We start from the raw sequence: 15,417 nt of genomic DNA, 5'->3' as shown, positions 1-15,417 counted from the left end.
TTTCATCTGTGTAATTTGCAAGAAAAATAGGGGTTAAGGGTTAAAATCTTGCAAATTACATCGCATAAAAAATGATCATTGTCAATTAATATTAAATGGTTATGATGTTTTTCAGATACGACTAATGAAGCAGTATGACGATGCTCGTCAAGTGATCGAAAACCTTACCCGCAAAAACAAGAGTACCCCCATCGTTCTGGAATTCCTTGATAAACGGAAAAAAGACCTGGATGCACTCGTGCCATCTGATTTTTTTATGGACTATTCGGAAGATGATTGGGACAATCTCATGCGTTATATCAGGACAATAAAAATCAGAACGGAACGGGGATGCCAAAATCTGGGAAAAGACAGGCTTAAAGAAGAACCTGTCATCAAATTCCAGGAGGCTTACAATGACCTGGTAGAGAATTTATCCCCGGTTTATTCGGAGAAAACAAGAAAAGCCATCTCCGAGTTAGGCAAGATGATTGAAGAATACAAAATATCGATTTTTGCGCAAGAGATAAAGACCCTCGTACCCGTTTCTCCCAAGAGACTCATGGAGAAAATCGGGGAAATCAGGGGACTTGGCTGAGGGCAAACCGGTCATTGAATGATTCGGATCGTTGTTCCGGTTTTGATCAGGGACCCCTTTATCTTATTCATTTTCTTCAGGTCATCTATGGAAACATCGAAACGCCTGGATAAGGAGGCCAACGTGTCCCCTTTTTTTACTTTATAACAACGTATATTGGCCCTTTTCCCGCTATCCCTTTTATTCTTCCCCCCTGTATTTACGTACCCGGATCCTTGGGTGGGAACCACTAAAACCTGTCCCACTTTTATGAGTGTCTTTTTTGATAAGTTGTTCTTCTTTTGAAGCTCGCTTATGGTTGTGCCGTATTTTCTGGCGATACCGGTCAGGGTCTCTCCTCTTTGTACCTTATGTCGCACATAATTTGTTTTGGGACGTTCCGCCCTGGGTCCAGGTGCCGGTCTTTCCCATTGCGGTATTTCGTCCAGGGCGGCCAACAGTTTCAAATCCGCTGAAGAGGGAACTTTCAAATCGTAACCCCTCTCCGGGGTTATTCTCAGTCTCAATTCGGCATTGAGAATATTCAGTATTTCTTCCCGTATTTCCATTTTCCCCGCAATATCGGCAAGGCGCATGCTGCGATCCGTCTTGACAACGGTGTAGGGATAGGGCGTATCGTTTTCGAAGGTCACCCCCAAATCCATGCCGTATTTTGCCGGATTCCGAATAATATGAAGGGTGGCCAGGAACCGCGGAACATATCTTGCCGTTTCATAGGGAAGTTGGCGATAAAGATCCCAAAAATGATCCAGATAATTGATATGCTGCCGGGAAATAACCTTTAATACCCTGCCCTCCCCACAATTATACGCTGCCAAAACAGTCAGCCAATCTCCGAACATATGGTGCAGATCCTTGAGATATGCGATGGCGCCCCTGGTTGCCTTTTCTGCATCCATCCGTTCATCGATCCATTCATCACGGTTCATCCCGTATTTATAGCCCGTCGAGGGGATGAACTGCCACAGACCGAGGGCCCGCGCTCGGGACAGGGCACAGATTTTAAAACCGCTTTCAACCAGGGGAAGCCACGATAATTCTTCGGGCAAACCGGCCTTCTTCAATTCGTCGACCATCATGGCCCGGTAATATCCGGATCGCTGATAGGAAGAGATGAAGAAATCCCTTTCCACCGTCTGAAACAAGCGTATCTCTTTCCGGACATCCTCGTTCATGATCAACGGGATTTCACTGTATTTACCGTTGGTCTTTGTTTGAAGAGACGTATAGATCGTGACAATTCGTTTCGAGATCAGCAACCTGAGGTCGTCCTTTTGACGTGCGATATCCGAGTCACCGTTGGTGTTGAGCATCAGCTCATAGGCCTGATCCAACAGCCTGATGGCCCCTTCAATATCCCCCTTTTCCCAAAGTTTCTGCGAATCCTCTATGAGGGAAAGGGATATCTCCATGATGTCCTGTTCCGTTTCGGTCTCTTCGTCGTTCTCCCCTTCCCGAGAAAAATCAACGGCGCCCAAAGGACCAGCCTGGGGTCCTCGTATTCGGGTATCGGAACCGGTTTTATTTTTTGGAGAGCCATCCTCCGCGCTCCGGCAATTACTGTCCGAAGCGGGATTGGATTCCCCCAGGAATATTTTCTGGAAATACGCGTTTTTGGCTTGAATCAAGGTGGGTGTACAAAGTAAGAATGACAGAAAAACGATAAAAAACACAACCGGCTTTTTCATAATCATAATGAGTCCTCACTGACTAATTTGGAAAAGATCATCTCATCACCATCGATTTCATTCAAACAGGGATATCCCTATAGCATAAAACGAAAAACGAAAAAACATAAATCGGTCATGGCCGTTTTACAAATAAAGTGAAATCATCCCGGCGTCATAGCGTGGAATCCATGATTAAATAGGCATTGATGAACTCATCGATATCCCCGTCCAGCACACGGGCCGCATTGCCCACCTCGATATTCGTCCGATGGTCTTTTACCATTTTATAAGGATGCAGCACATAGGAACGGATCTGGCTGCCCCAGGCAATATCCTTTTTGACTTTATGGACTTCGTCCATTTTTTCGTTTTTTTCCTGCAATTTCTGATCGTAAAGGCGTGATCGCAGATACTTCATGGCCATGGCTTTGTTTTTATGCTGTGAACGTTCATTCTGGCACTGAACGACAATGCCCGTGGGCAGATGGGTGATGCGGACGGCAGAATCCGTCTTGTTCACGTGCTGTCCGCCGGCACCGGTCGAACGATAGGTATCGATCCTCAAATCGCTTTCGTCGATCTCGATGACGATGTCATCTTCCACTTCGGGATACACGAATACCGAGACAAACGATGTATGCCGGCGGGCATTCGCATCGAAAGGAGAAATTCGCACGAGACGATGAATACCGATCTCGGCCTTGATATACCCGTATGCATATTCTCCTTCCATGGTGAAAGAAACACTCTTGATACCCGCCTCATCTCCAGGCTGGCAGTCAATGATTTCAGTTTTGTAATCCTTTTTTTCAGCCCAGCGCAGATACATCCTCAAAAGTATCTCCGCCCAGTCTTGCGATTCGGTTCCTCCGGCGCCCGCATGGATGGAGACGATCGCATTCATTGCGTCCTCTTCCTTGCGCAACATCATCTTCAGTTCATGATTGCGGATCACCTTTTCCAGCGATGCGACCTCTTCGGCAATTTCTTCCAGAAAGGAGTGGTCCTTTTCCTCAACGGCCAGGGACACAAGCGTATCCAGATCAGTCAGAGCCGACGTATTATTCCGCCACTGAAGGAGCGTGTTTTCCATCCGGCTCTTTTTCTTCAGAATTTCTCTCGCCTTGTCCTGGTCATTCCAAAAATTGTCCTCCAAGGAAATCTTTTCGAGTGATTTAATCTGGTACTCCAGTTCCTGGATGTCAAAGATACTCCCCGATACGATCGATCCTTTTTCTTAAATCATTTATTTGTTCGATAAGATCTTCCAGCATGACAAGAGTTCTCCTTTAATTGAACTAAAAAAAACAGCGCCTAACAGTAAGAGGCAGAAATAAACAAAGATATCACCATATAAGGCATAGATGGTCCTTCGATCAAGAAATTTCACGCTGCCGCGTAGAGCCGTTCTTTGAAACAATTCGCTGTTTTTGATAATTTGACCGGAAGGACTGATGATGGCGCTGATCCCCGTATTTGCGGAACGAAGGAAGAAAAGACGGTTTTCCACCGCGCGGAAAACCGTCATGGACAGGTGTTGATATGGCGCCGATGTATGACCGAACCAGGCGTCATTCGTGATATTGACCAGAAGCTTGACACCGTATTTTTTGTACGCCCGGCTTAACTCGGGGAAAATGCCCTCATAACAAATTAATATTCCAAGAGAATGATTATCGAATGGCAAAGGCGTGTTCGTCTCCCCCTTACGAAAATCCCCGATACCGGCAACGAGTTTGTTAATGAAAGGGAAATATTTGCGTAACGGCACATATTCGCCATAAGGTACAAGGTGCACCTTGTCGTATTTTCCGGTGATTTTCCCTTCGGGAGAGACCAGAAAGGCGCTGTTCATATAAAATATATGTCTGTTTTCTTCAGTGTAACTGGGACTCCCCAGCAAAAGCCAGTCCGACGAAAGTCGTGGGATGCCGCGCACAACCTCAGACAAACCCAGGGGTTCCTGAAAAAAAAAGGGGGCCGCCGTCTCCGGCCAGACAATGTGACCACGTCCCACAGGGGCTTTGGCTAAAGACATGTTTCGGTAGATTTCAATAGATTCTTCCTGATATCGAGAGTCCCACTTGATATTCTGATCAATATTGCCCTGAATCAGGGAGACTTCCATCGCTTCCGCCTGCTTGAGTTCGGCATGGATACGATCCAGGGAAAATTTCCCGTATCCGATCAAAAGCGTCAGGATTATGCATCCCGCAACCCATTCATTCACGATTTTCCTTTTATCCCCTTGCTGCCCGACCAGATCGAACAGCAGGACATTGACGAACATGATAATAAAAGACAGACCATAAATACCTGTAATATCAACGAACTGAATGATGGTTAAATATTTATACTGAGAATAGGCCAGGTTTTCCCAGGGAAATCCGGTAAAAAGATGCGATTTCAGGAATTCCAGGCATGTCCAGAGCAGGGGGGCTGAAACGATTTCCGAGTAACCCTTGTTGCGTAGAAAGACCAGGGCCGCTGAAAAAACAGAAAAATAAACACTTAAAAAGCAGGAAAGGAGAATCATGGCGGAAATGCCGATATAAAGCGGCAGATACCCATACATAACTACGACATGGGAAATCCAGTACAGCAACCCGATATGACAGACCATTCCCGTCAAAAAACCCCAACCGGCGGCTTTCAGAGGTTCATGAGTCGTACGAAGGGCGAAAAACAAAGGCACAAATGCGAACCAGGCCACCAAGCCGACACCGAACTTTGGAAATGAACAAATCAATAGGACGCCGGAAAAAAGGGAGAGGCCGATTGAAGGGTAGTTTTGGAAAAGGCCCCGTTTGATTTTTTGCGAAATGGATTGAGTCATCTGAAAATTGCCGGAAGAGGTTTGAAAGGGTTGCCTTAATGACCCGGCGCCGAGTCCAGAAGAACGATTCTGACCTTTTTGATGGTTTTTTCGTCAGCCTGTTCGACTGTTATTTCGAGGTTGTCCATCTGGAATGAATCTCCCACACAGGGGATTTTACCGAATTGATGAAATATCAATCCGGCCAGGGTTTCGTAATTCCCTTCAGGAAACTCAACATCAAAAAACTCCTCGACCGTTTCGATTTCGGTTCTTGCATCCCACAAATAGGTGTTTTCCGATATTTTAACCATTTCTTCCCTAGGAACCGTTTCATCTTCGTCACTGATTTCCCCTACAATTTCTTCGATCAAATCTTCCAGGGTAACAAGACCGGCAGTGCCACCATATTCATCGATGACAATTGCCATATGGAATTTTTTCACCTTTAACTCGTGGAGCAACAGGCTGGTGCGCATCGTTTCCGGAACAAAATAAGGTTTGCGCAAAACCGACAAAAAATCCTCCTGTGTAATTTCCCTGGACCAAAACTTCAACAGATCCTTTACATTTAAAATTCCGATGATCTTGTCCAGATGATCTTCATAAACAGGGATACGGGTATGACTGTGCTTCATGATCAAGTCGATGACCTCTTCCATGGGAGTCTCCGCTTTGAGCACGATCATTTCCGTCCGGGGAATCATGACTTCGCGCACAATTGTATCCCGGAATTCTAGAATACTCTGGATCATCTCGCCGGACTGCGGATCGATCAAACCGTTTTCTTCCCCCGCGTCCAAAAGAGATTGCAGTTCCCGCTCCAGTTGTTCGTGGTCTCTTTCCACAAAGAATTTTTTAAGAATGGTCAGGATGCCTGTTTGTTTGTCGTGTTTCATGGTCGTCAAGTCATAGATCGTCGCTCAGAGGGCACGGAGATACTCGGGCCGTAAGATGCTCTTGTCGGAGGCGGAAATGATACGATCAATCATGGTGACCACCCGATCCTTTTCCTCAGGAAGTCTGGCCCGGACAGGCAGGTAATTGGAAGCGTGGTTGGCTGTAAAGAAACAGTTGGTGAAATCCGAATGGGAGATGATCAGGCTTAATTCTCTTAAATAGCCGAATTGATCGGGTTGCGGTAAGTGACCTTTTTTGTAATCCTCATACAGGGGGGTTCCGGGAACCAGCATCAGGGTAAGGGCCCCCACATAATCCGGATCGATGGCGCTAAGGACTTTTGCTGTTTCCAGAGCGTGTTCCGTACTCTTTTCAACGCCCCCCAATCCCAGGATAACCGTAACGGAAAGAAGCATCCCTGCCTGTTTGATTCTTCGGCCTGCCTCGATGGTTTGGGCAACGGTGACACCCTTTCTGATCTTTTCAAGCAGGGCGTCACTTCCCGTTTCCACGCCCAGATAAACCATGCCCAAGCCCATTTTTCGCAATTCCCTCAGTTCTTCGGCCGTCTTCCTTAAAACACTTTTGGCGTTTCCGTATGTGCTGATTCTTTCAACTCCCCGTATGTGGGTTTTGATCATCCGTATAATCTCGGTCAACCTCGCCTGAGGAACGATGAGGGCGTCCCCATCGCACAGAAAAACCCGTTGAACATTCCGGTAGCCGCCGGCTTCGAGGATATCCTCTCTGATCTCATCGATACTTTTGATCCGAAATTTCTTATCCTTGTATGTTTCGCAAAAAGTACACAGGTTGTGAGAACAGCCGACGGTCACCTGGAGCAAAAGGCTGTGTGCCTCGCTCGGCGGTCTTATAATCACTCCTTCGTATTTCATAAAGCAGCCCCGTAATAGCCCAAGAATCCCGTATGACCTCCCAGCAATTTATCTCACATCCGGGGAAAAGACAAGGTGGTAAAAAACCCCACCCCCCAGGCCGTTTTGAGCTTGACATGGCCATGAGGATTCTGTATAGGAAATCTACTTTTGTTTGTAGCTTTCTTATCATTTTTATCTGAACATGGAACAAAATATTTTGCGAAAAAGGCCATAAAAATTATGCATGGCGTTTTTTACGAACCAGATCAAAAATGGACCTTCCCTTTTTACGGGGAGGTTTTTTTTTGCCGGAATCTTCAGAGCTTTTCTTTCCATCTCACCGTGACGGTATCCTCGTGTCAGAATCCTAATTAATCCTGAGGGTTTTCATCATTGCTAAAGAAAGAGTCGTTATGGACGCGGATCGCATTGACAGGTCCATCGCCCGTATTGCCTATGAAATTCTGGAGAAGAACAAGGGGGTCGAAGACCTGGCCTTGATCGGAATCAGAACACGGGGCGTTTCCCTCGCCCAGAGAATTCAGCAAAAAATCGCCCAGATCGAAGGGATAAACGTTCCCATGGGTATTCTCGATATAACGCTTTACCGGGACGATATCGGACGGAAGAAGGACAAACCTCGCCTGGAAAGAACCGACGTCCCCTTTTCGTTGGACAACAAAAAACTGGTTCTCATCGATGACGTGCTGTTTACGGGCCGGACCATCCGGGCAGCCATGGACGCCCTGATCGACTTCGGCAGACCGAAACGGATTCAACTGGCTGTGTTGATCGATCGGGGGCATCGTGAATTGCCCATCCGTGCGGATTTCATCGGGAAAGAATTTCCATCCTCATTATGGGAAGCCGTTTCCGTTCGTTTGAAGGAAAATGACCATAAAGACGAAGTGGTTATTGAAGAAAGCGAGAATTGAGAGAGAACGGAAAATCAGGACAGGGACGTCGGGGATAATGACATGAAATGGAGGAAAAAGGATATTCTGGGAATGAAGACGCTCTCGGTGGATGAAATCAATTTTATCCTCGACACCGCCGATTCATTCGTTGAGATATCCACACGGGACATAAAAAAGGTACCGACCTTGAGGGGCAAGGCCATTATTCATTTCTTTGTTGAACCCAGCACACGTACGAGAACGTCCTTTGAAGTCGCCGGAAAAAGATTGAGTGCGGACACCATCAATATTGCGGCGTCCTCCAGCAGCCTTCTTAAAGGCGAGACCCTCATGGACACGGCCAGGAATCTTGAAGCAATGAATCCCGATATCGTGGTGATCCGCCATAGCGCGGCCGGCGCACCGCATATGATTGCGAAGCTGATCAGGCAATCGATCATCAACGCCGGAGACGGCGCCCATGAGCATCCGACCCAGGCACTCCTGGACATGATGACGATACGTTCCAGAAAAGGCACCATTGCCGGTTTGAAAGTTGCTATCGTGGGAGATATTTCACACAGCCGTGTGGCGCGTTCCAACGTATTCGGGTTGACTAAATTTGGCGCGGATGTCCATCTTGCGGGACCCTCCACCATGCTGCCCCGATTCATGGAACATCTCGGGGTAACCATGCATACGGATATGTCCGAGGCAATCCGTGATGCCGATGTGATCATGATGCTCCGTATCCAGACAGAGAGAGAACAACTGAACATCTTTCCATCACTTCGTGAATATGCCTCACAATACGGCCTCAACCGGGAGCGCATCGCCCAGGCAAGTCCTGATGTCCTTGTCATGCATCCGGGTCCCCTGAACCGGGGCGTGGAAATATCTTCGGAAGTGGCGGACGGAGCCCACTCGGTTATTCTTGAACAGGTCACTTACGGCGTAGCCTTAAGGATGGCCCTCTTATACCTTCTCGCGGGAGGAACCCTGTGAAAACGCTTCTTACGGGAGCCCGAATCATTGATCCATCCCAGGATCTGGACGGAATCAGAGACTTACTCATTGATGAGGGCCGGATTGCAGAAATCGGACAGGACTTAAAACCCGGCGGGGCTGGAAATTCCAACATGAACGTCCGTGTCATCGACCTGAAGGGCCTGATCGTAACACCGGGGCTCATTGACATACATACACATTTCAGGGATCCCGGATTCGAATACAAGGAAACCGTGGAAACCGGTTCCGCCGCGGCGGCGGCTGGAGGCTTTTCGGCAGTGGCCTGTATGGCCAACACCGATCCCTGTAACGACAATCGGGCGGTAACAAACTACATGATCCAAAAGGCGAAGGCCTGCGGATTGGCGAGGCTGTATCCTGTTGGGGCCATTTCCATCGGATTGAAAGGCGAAAAAATGGCGGAATACGCGGATATGAAAGCGGCCGGAATTGTGGCCATATCAGATGACGGCAGACCTGTCATGAACAGCCGTTTCATGCGCATGGCGCTGGAATATGCGCAGTCACTTGATCTGCCGGTCATTTCCCATGCTGAAGATACCGACCTTACCGCAGGAGGCCTGATGCATGAGGGGAAAGTATCCACTGAACTGGGTCTGCCGGGGATCCCTGCCATCGGAGAAGAAGTGATGATTGCCAGAGACATCCTCCTCTCCGCTTACACGGGAGCTGCCGTCCATATTGCGCACGTCAGTACCCGGGGGGCCGTGGCCCTGCTTCGGAACGCCAAGGCCGGAAACATCCGGGTTACAGCGGAAACGGCACCCCATTATTTCACTCTGTCGGACGAGTTGTTGCGGGAGTTCGACACACGTTTGAAAGTCAATCCGCCGCTTCGTTCAGCCGACGATGTGCTGGCGATCAAGGAAGGACTTCGGGATGGGACCATCGACGCCATCGCCAGTGATCATGCCCCCCATGCCGACACCGAAAAGGCGCTGGAATTCGAATATGCCCTTTCAGGCATGATCGGACTGGAAACATCTTTGGCATTGTCGTTACGTTTGGTAAAAGAAGGATGCTTAACCCTTTCGCAACTTGTATCCAAAATGAGCACGAATCCGGCGAAAATCCTCGGACTCCCTTTAGGGACCCTGCGTCCTGGAGCCATCGCCGATATCACCGTCATCGATCCCGATCGTCACTGGAACGTCGATTCGCAGCAATTTCATTCTAAAAGCCGGAATTGCCCTTATGAAAACTGGCCGATGCAGGGAAAAGCGGTCATGACCTTTGTCGGGGGTGAAATAAAATATAACGGATCGTCCTTGGCAGACCATGATTGCTAAACACCACTTCAAAACACGAGGTATCGTCCTCAGGACTATTGATTATTCAGATGCCGACCGCATCGTCAGTTTTATTACCGAAGACATGGGAAAAATCACCGGCATGGCGAAAGGCGCGCGTAAGAGTCAAAAAAGATTCGCCAACGCCCTGGAACCTTTTACCTGTCTCTCCGTTCTCTTCTCCCGGAGAAAAGGGAGCAAAATGTCGCTGGTCGAAGAAACCGCCATCGTCGATCATCATTCAGGTATACGGGATGATCTTGAAAAGTCCCTGACTGCAGCGTATTTCATGGATTTGGCGAATCAATTCATCCTGGAAGGCAAACGACAACCTGCTCTGTTCCATCTATTGGATCATTTCCTCAATATTCTGGAAAAAGAAAAATATTCGGATGGCATGATCCGTTTTTTCGAGCTGCGTTTTTTACGTCTTGCAGGATATGAACCGATGCTTGACCGATGCTCTCTATGCAATCGCCCCATCCAGGGGAACCTGCCCTACTTTTTCAGCCCTTCGACAGGCAGCATCCGCTGTCGGGTCTGTTATGAACAACGGCCATTGAACGATTCTATGCCCGTATCGATGGGAACCATCAGGACGATGCTGTTGGGGAAAGACTCGGACCTGAACCTGATGAGCCGGATACTCATGACTGAACAGTGCGCCCGGGAATGCCGAGGGCTCCTTTCCTCTTTTATCAGGTATCTTCTGGGAAAAGAACTAAAATCCTTGCATGTGTTGAACGACGTGCGCAGGATGGGACTCTGATCGCCATCGACCTGTTTAAAACCATTTCATATTGACACCACAAAACCATCGTGCTAGGTACCGCCAGTCACATGATGTGCTCACAGAAGGCGTCCCGGCTAAATGGAACGGTTCCAAAGGAGGAGATTTTGACTTTTCAGGAATTGATATTCGCTCTGGAAAGGTATTGGGCGGATCAAGGCTGTATCATCCAGCAGCCTTACGATCTTGAAGTAGGGGCCGGAACATTCAATCCAGCCACATTTCTCCGCGCACTCGGACCCGAGCCCTGGAATGTGGCCTATGTCGAACCTTCCCGACGGCCGACCGACGGGCGTTACGGAGAAAATCCCAACCGCCTGCAGCATTATTATCAGTATCAGGTGATCATGAAACCCTCACCCCTGAACATTCAGGAATTATATCTGAATTCCCTCCGTAGTTTTGGTATCGATCCCCTGGACCATGATATCCGGTTTGTTGAAGACGATTGGGAGTCCCCAACGGTCGGAGCCTGGGGGCTGGGTTGGGAAGTCTGGCTGGATGGAATGGAGATTACGCAATTCACCTATTTTCAGCAGGTGGGCGGCCACGACCTGAAGCCGGTCTGCGCTGAAATAACCTACGGCATCGAACGGATCGCCATGTATATCCAGAATATCGATAATGTCTATGATCTGCAGTGGAACGACCGGATCAGATACGGGGATGTTCATCACCAGAGCGAAGTCGAGTGGTCGGTTTATAACTTCGAGCAGGCTGACGCGGAAATGCTCAGACAACTGTTCGATATGTATGAAAAAGAAGAGATCCGCATGTCCGAAAACAATCTGGTCTTGCCAACCTATGATTGTTGCCTGAAATGTTCCCATACATTCAATCTACTCAACGCCCGGGGTGCAATCAGTGTGGCAGAGCGAACGAGTTATATCGGGCGCGTGCGCAATCTGGCCAGGCTGAGCGCCGATCTCTACCTCACCCAGCGCGAACGTCTGGGATATCCGCTGCTAAAAAAATCATAATTTGTCTTTTGAAACATCAGGGAAAGGACGCAAGATATGGGCAAAGAACTCTTGCTTGAAATCGGTACCGAAGAAATTCCTGCGACTTTTTTAATGAAAGCCTTGGAGGATATGAAAACCATGGCGGAAGAGATGTTCAGGGAGAACCGCCTGCAACATGGAATAATTCGCACAGTGGGAACACCGCGCCGTTTGACGCTGACCGTATCGGATCTTGGTGAAAAACAGGATGACGTGATTGTTGAGAAGATGGGCCCTGCTAAGAAATTCGCTTTTGACGATCTGGGCAATCCCACCAAGGCGGCACTGGGTTTCGCCAAGGGTCAGGGGGTTGAATTTTCGCAAGTGGAAACGATAAAAACGGATAAGGGAGAGTACCTGTGTGTCCGGAAAAAATCAGATGGCGAGGCGACTATCGGCCTCCTGCCGACCCTGCTCATCAGGTTCATATCGACGATCCCTTTCAAAAAATCCATGCGCTGGTCCTCCTATGGCTTTCGTTTTGCCCGGCCCATCCACTGGATCCTGGCTTTGTACGGAGGTGAAGTTATCCCGTTTTCCATTGAAAATCTTCAAAGCGGCAGGATGTCCCATGGGCATCGCTTCATGAGTAATGTTTCTTTTCCCGTCGTCGATTATCAGGATTACCTGGAGAAAACAAAGCGACATTTCGTCATTGTCGATCCTCAGGAGAGAAAAAAGATCATTCTGGAAGAAATTCAACAGGCCGCCTCTTCCATTGGCGGCAATGTCCTGGCCGATCCGGAACTTCTGGATACCGTGACATTTCTCGTTGAATATCCCACGGCAATGTGCGGAAGTTACGCACCGGAATATCTCAGGCTGCCCAGGGAGGTACTCATCACATCCATGATGACGCATCAAAAATATTTCCCCGTCGTCGCATCAAACAACGATCTGCTTCCCAACTTCATCACGGTTAACAACACCGTCCCCCGTGATCCCGACGTGGTCCGAAAAGGCAACGAGAAGGTGATTCGGGCGCGACTATCCGACGCCGATTTCTTTTTCCAGGAAGATCAGAAAATCAAACTGGATCAACGGGTTGAAGACCTGAAACAGGTCATCTACCATACGAAACTGGGTAGTTCCTTTGAGAAGGTGGAGAGATTTCGAACCCTGGCCGCAGATATTGCCGATTACCTCGACCCCTCGATCAAACCAACCGTCGATCGAGCCGCTTACCTTGCCAAAGCCGATCTCGACACCCAGATGGTGGGAGAGTTTTCCGAACTGCAAGGCGTGATGGGCAGGGAATACGCCCTGCTGTCGGGAGAATCCCCGGAAGTGGCTAAAGCCATATACGAACATTATCTTCCCGTTTCCTCAGGGGGGATCTTGCCCGAAACGGAAGAGGGAAGCATCGTCAGCATTGCCGATAAGCTGGACACAATCGTTGGTTTTTTCGGCGTCAACCTGATTCCTTCCGGCGTGGCAGACCCTTACGCCCTGAGAAGGCAGGCCATCGGCATCATCAATATCGTTCTCAATAAAAACTACAGACTTCCCGTCAACGGGCTTGTCGATTGGAGCCTAGCCATCCTTGAGAAAAAGCTCACAAAACCCGCCGAGGAGGTTAAACTTGAGGTGCTTGATTTTTTCCGGGGACGTTTTGAAAACCAGATGGCTGCTCAGGGATTTTCCTACGACGTAATCGATGCCGTTCTGGCTACGGGAGATTGGGACTTTTGCCGTTGTTACCATAAAATCAGAGCCATGGAAAATTTTAAGGCCGATCCTGTTTTTTTATCCCTGGCAACAACCTTCAAACGTGTGGAAAATATCATCAAGAATTTCAGCGATGGCACCATTGACCCCGATCTGTTCGAAAGCGACGTGGAATCAGTGCTTTACAGCACGTTTATCGGTATCCGGGGAAAGACCTCCGCCATGATCGAAGGGGACGACTATTTGACTTGTCTTAAAGAGTTTGCCGTATTGAAGGACAGCGTGGACAACTTCTTCGAATCCGTTCTGGTTATGGCCAAGGCAGAGAAAATCAGGTTCAATCGCCTGTCCCTGCTGGAGGCCATTTCGTCATTGTTTCACGAAATTGCGGACTTTTCATATATTTCCACCGAAAATTAATGTTTTACAGCCAAGAGGACGATCATACACACATATATGGATAATCAGGGAATAAAATATGGATTTCAATTTTCCCAGTAAACAAATCTCGGAACTGGAGGAAAAGCTTCAGATCCGCAAGGCCCTGCAGGACATTACCAACCGTATTCACGCCGCGCAAAACATCAAGCAGATTCTCGTCGATCTGAAGGAAGGTATCCTGAAACTTTTCGATGCCGAAACCATGACCATTTATGTCGTCGATCGTGATAAAAACGAGATCTTCTCCATGTTCTTAGCAGGAACAAAACTACAGGAGATTCGGATTCCAATCAGCAACCGAAGTATTGCCGGTTTTGTCGCCAACACCCAGAAGATCGTCAACATCCCTGATGCCTACGTCACAGAGGATCTGAAAAAAATAGACAGGCAACTGTCCTTCGATGGAAGCTGGGACAAGAAATCCGGATTCAAAACCAAACAAATCCTGGGAGTGCCCATCTTGCGCAACAACACCCTGATGGGTGTCATCCAGGTGCTGAACAAAAAAACAGGAAAGAAATTTACGGATGAAGAGGTTGGATTCGCCAAGGAAATCGCTGAAGTCCTGGCGGTCGCCTTTTATAATCAGGAACGTCTCGCCAAGAGGCGGCGAACCCGCTTTGACTACCTGATCAAATATGATCTGATCAAAGAAGAGGATCTCGACAGTGCCTGGGAAGAATCCAGGAAGGCCCAGGAAACCATGGAAAACTTCCTGATGAACAAGTACAGAATATCCAAAACCGATATCGGTAAATCATTCGAAGAGTTCTACCAATGCAAGTATATCCCCTATAACGAAAAAACCCCCATTCCGACTGATTTGTTGGCAAACCTGCGAAAGGATTATCTCCGTCGGGAACTATGGGTCCCCATCGGTAAAGTTGATCAAAAAATCCATGTCATCGTTGACGATCCGAACAACCTTCCCAAAAAGGACATGATCGAGGGCCTTCTTAAGAGCAAGGCTGTCAAATACGACGTCTCGATGGCCGAGGATATCATTAAGTATGTGAACCTTTTCTATCAGTCATCAAAGGAAGATTCTTCAATTATCGATATTCTGGGGCAGGCCGAGACTGAAGAACACTATGAAGACGATGATGACGCCGACGTCATTACGGAATCCGACAGTGTTATCATGCAAATCGTCAACAAGGTCATCAATGACGCATGCAATCGAAGAAGTTCGGATATTCACATCGAACCGAATATTTCCAGAAAAAATGTTGAGGTCCGCTTTCGCGTGGATGGAGACTGCTCCCTGTACCAAACCCTCCCCTTCAATTACCGGGCGGCCATTGTCTCCCGCATCAAGATCATGTCCAACCTGGATATTACCGTAAAGAGACAACCCCAGGACGGTAAGATCAAATTTCGCAGGCAGAACGGCGAAGAAATCGAACTCCGTGTGGCAACCATCCCCACCCAGGGTGCGGTGGAGGACGTGGTCATGCGTATTC

General features: G+C 48.3%; 12 protein-coding genes and 1 pseudogene. 8 read left to right on the top strand and 5 right to left on the bottom strand.

The features are described 5' to 3' along the window. Nucleotides 1-151: 151 nt before the first annotated feature. The gene (locus GX147_05815) at nt 152-577 is read left to right on the top strand and encodes a DUF3418 domain-containing protein (protein NLN60209.1); all 426 of its coding nucleotides are present in this window, start codon (nt 152-154) and stop codon (nt 575-577) included. Between the two features lie 11 nt (nt 578-588). Here GX147_05815 and GX147_05810 read toward each other — a convergent pair whose 3' ends face one another. From GX147_05810 to GX147_05790, 5 genes and pseudogenes are all read right to left on the bottom strand, one after another. Beyond that, complete coding sequence (locus GX147_05810) at nt 589-2,265, bottom strand: LysM peptidoglycan-binding domain-containing protein (protein NLN60208.1); 1,677 nt, start codon at nt 2,263-2,265, stop codon at nt 589-591. Nucleotides 2,266-2,419: 154 nt separating this feature from the next. Beyond that, a pseudogene (locus tag GX147_05805) lies at nt 2,420-3,493 on the bottom strand (peptide chain release factor 2). Beyond that, the gene (lnt, locus tag GX147_05800) at nt 3,494-5,083 is read right to left on the bottom strand and encodes an apolipoprotein N-acyltransferase (GenBank protein ID NLN60207.1); all 1,590 of its coding nucleotides are present in this window, start codon (nt 5,081-5,083) and stop codon (nt 3,494-3,496) included. 35 nt (nt 5,084-5,118) lie between these two features. Beyond that, the gene (locus tag GX147_05795) at nt 5,119-5,961 is read right to left on the bottom strand and encodes an HlyC/CorC family transporter (protein ID NLN60206.1); all 843 of its coding nucleotides are present in this window, start codon (nt 5,959-5,961) and stop codon (nt 5,119-5,121) included. Between the two features lie 24 nt (nt 5,962-5,985). Beyond that, on the bottom strand, nt 5,986-6,858 hold the full coding sequence (locus GX147_05790; protein NLN60205.1) for a radical SAM protein: 873 nt from the start codon (nt 6,856-6,858) through the stop codon (nt 5,986-5,988). Between the two features lie 395 nt (nt 6,859-7,253). Here GX147_05790 and pyrR point away from each other — a divergent pair, with 395 nt between their 5' ends. The 7 genes from pyrR to tadA all read left to right on the top strand — a co-directional run. After that, the gene (gene pyrR, locus GX147_05785) at nt 7,254-7,775 is read left to right on the top strand and encodes a bifunctional pyr operon transcriptional regulator/uracil phosphoribosyltransferase PyrR (protein NLN60204.1); all 522 of its coding nucleotides are present in this window, start codon (nt 7,254-7,256) and stop codon (nt 7,773-7,775) included. A 42-nt stretch (nt 7,776-7,817) separates the two neighbouring features. After that, nucleotides 7,818-8,741, top strand: a complete 924-nt coding sequence (locus GX147_05780) for an aspartate carbamoyltransferase catalytic subunit (protein ID NLN60203.1) — start codon at nt 7,818-7,820, stop codon at nt 8,739-8,741. Beyond that, nucleotides 8,738-10,054, top strand: a complete 1,317-nt coding sequence (locus tag GX147_05775; protein ID NLN60202.1) for a dihydroorotase — start codon at nt 8,738-8,740, stop codon at nt 10,052-10,054. The genes GX147_05780 and GX147_05775 overlap by 4 nt, the downstream gene beginning before the upstream one ends. Further along, nucleotides 10,044-10,823, top strand: a complete 780-nt coding sequence (recO, locus tag GX147_05770; GenBank protein NLN60201.1) for a DNA repair protein RecO — start codon at nt 10,044-10,046, stop codon at nt 10,821-10,823. Before GX147_05775 ends, recO begins: the two co-directional genes overlap by 11 nt. A gap of 128 nt (nt 10,824-10,951) precedes the next feature. After that, nucleotides 10,952-11,824, top strand: a complete 873-nt coding sequence (glyQ, locus tag GX147_05765) for a glycine--tRNA ligase subunit alpha (GenBank protein NLN60200.1) — start codon at nt 10,952-10,954, stop codon at nt 11,822-11,824. Nucleotides 11,825-11,860: 36 nt separating this feature from the next. After that, entirely contained in the window at nt 11,861-13,933 is a 2,073-nt protein-coding gene (locus GX147_05760; protein ID NLN60199.1) for a glycine--tRNA ligase subunit beta, read from the top strand. A 58-nt stretch (nt 13,934-13,991) separates the two neighbouring features. Next, nucleotides 13,992-15,417 (top strand): Flp pilus assembly complex ATPase component TadA (tadA, locus tag GX147_05755; protein ID NLN60198.1); only part of this gene is annotated, 1,426 nt, incomplete at its 3' end.

It is taken from the genome of Deltaproteobacteria bacterium, assembly GCA_012522415.1.
Taxonomy (GTDB): domain Bacteria; phylum Desulfobacterota; class Syntrophia; order Syntrophales; family JAAYKM01; genus JAAYKM01.
This window is presented reverse-complemented; position numbering and strand designations above follow the sequence as displayed.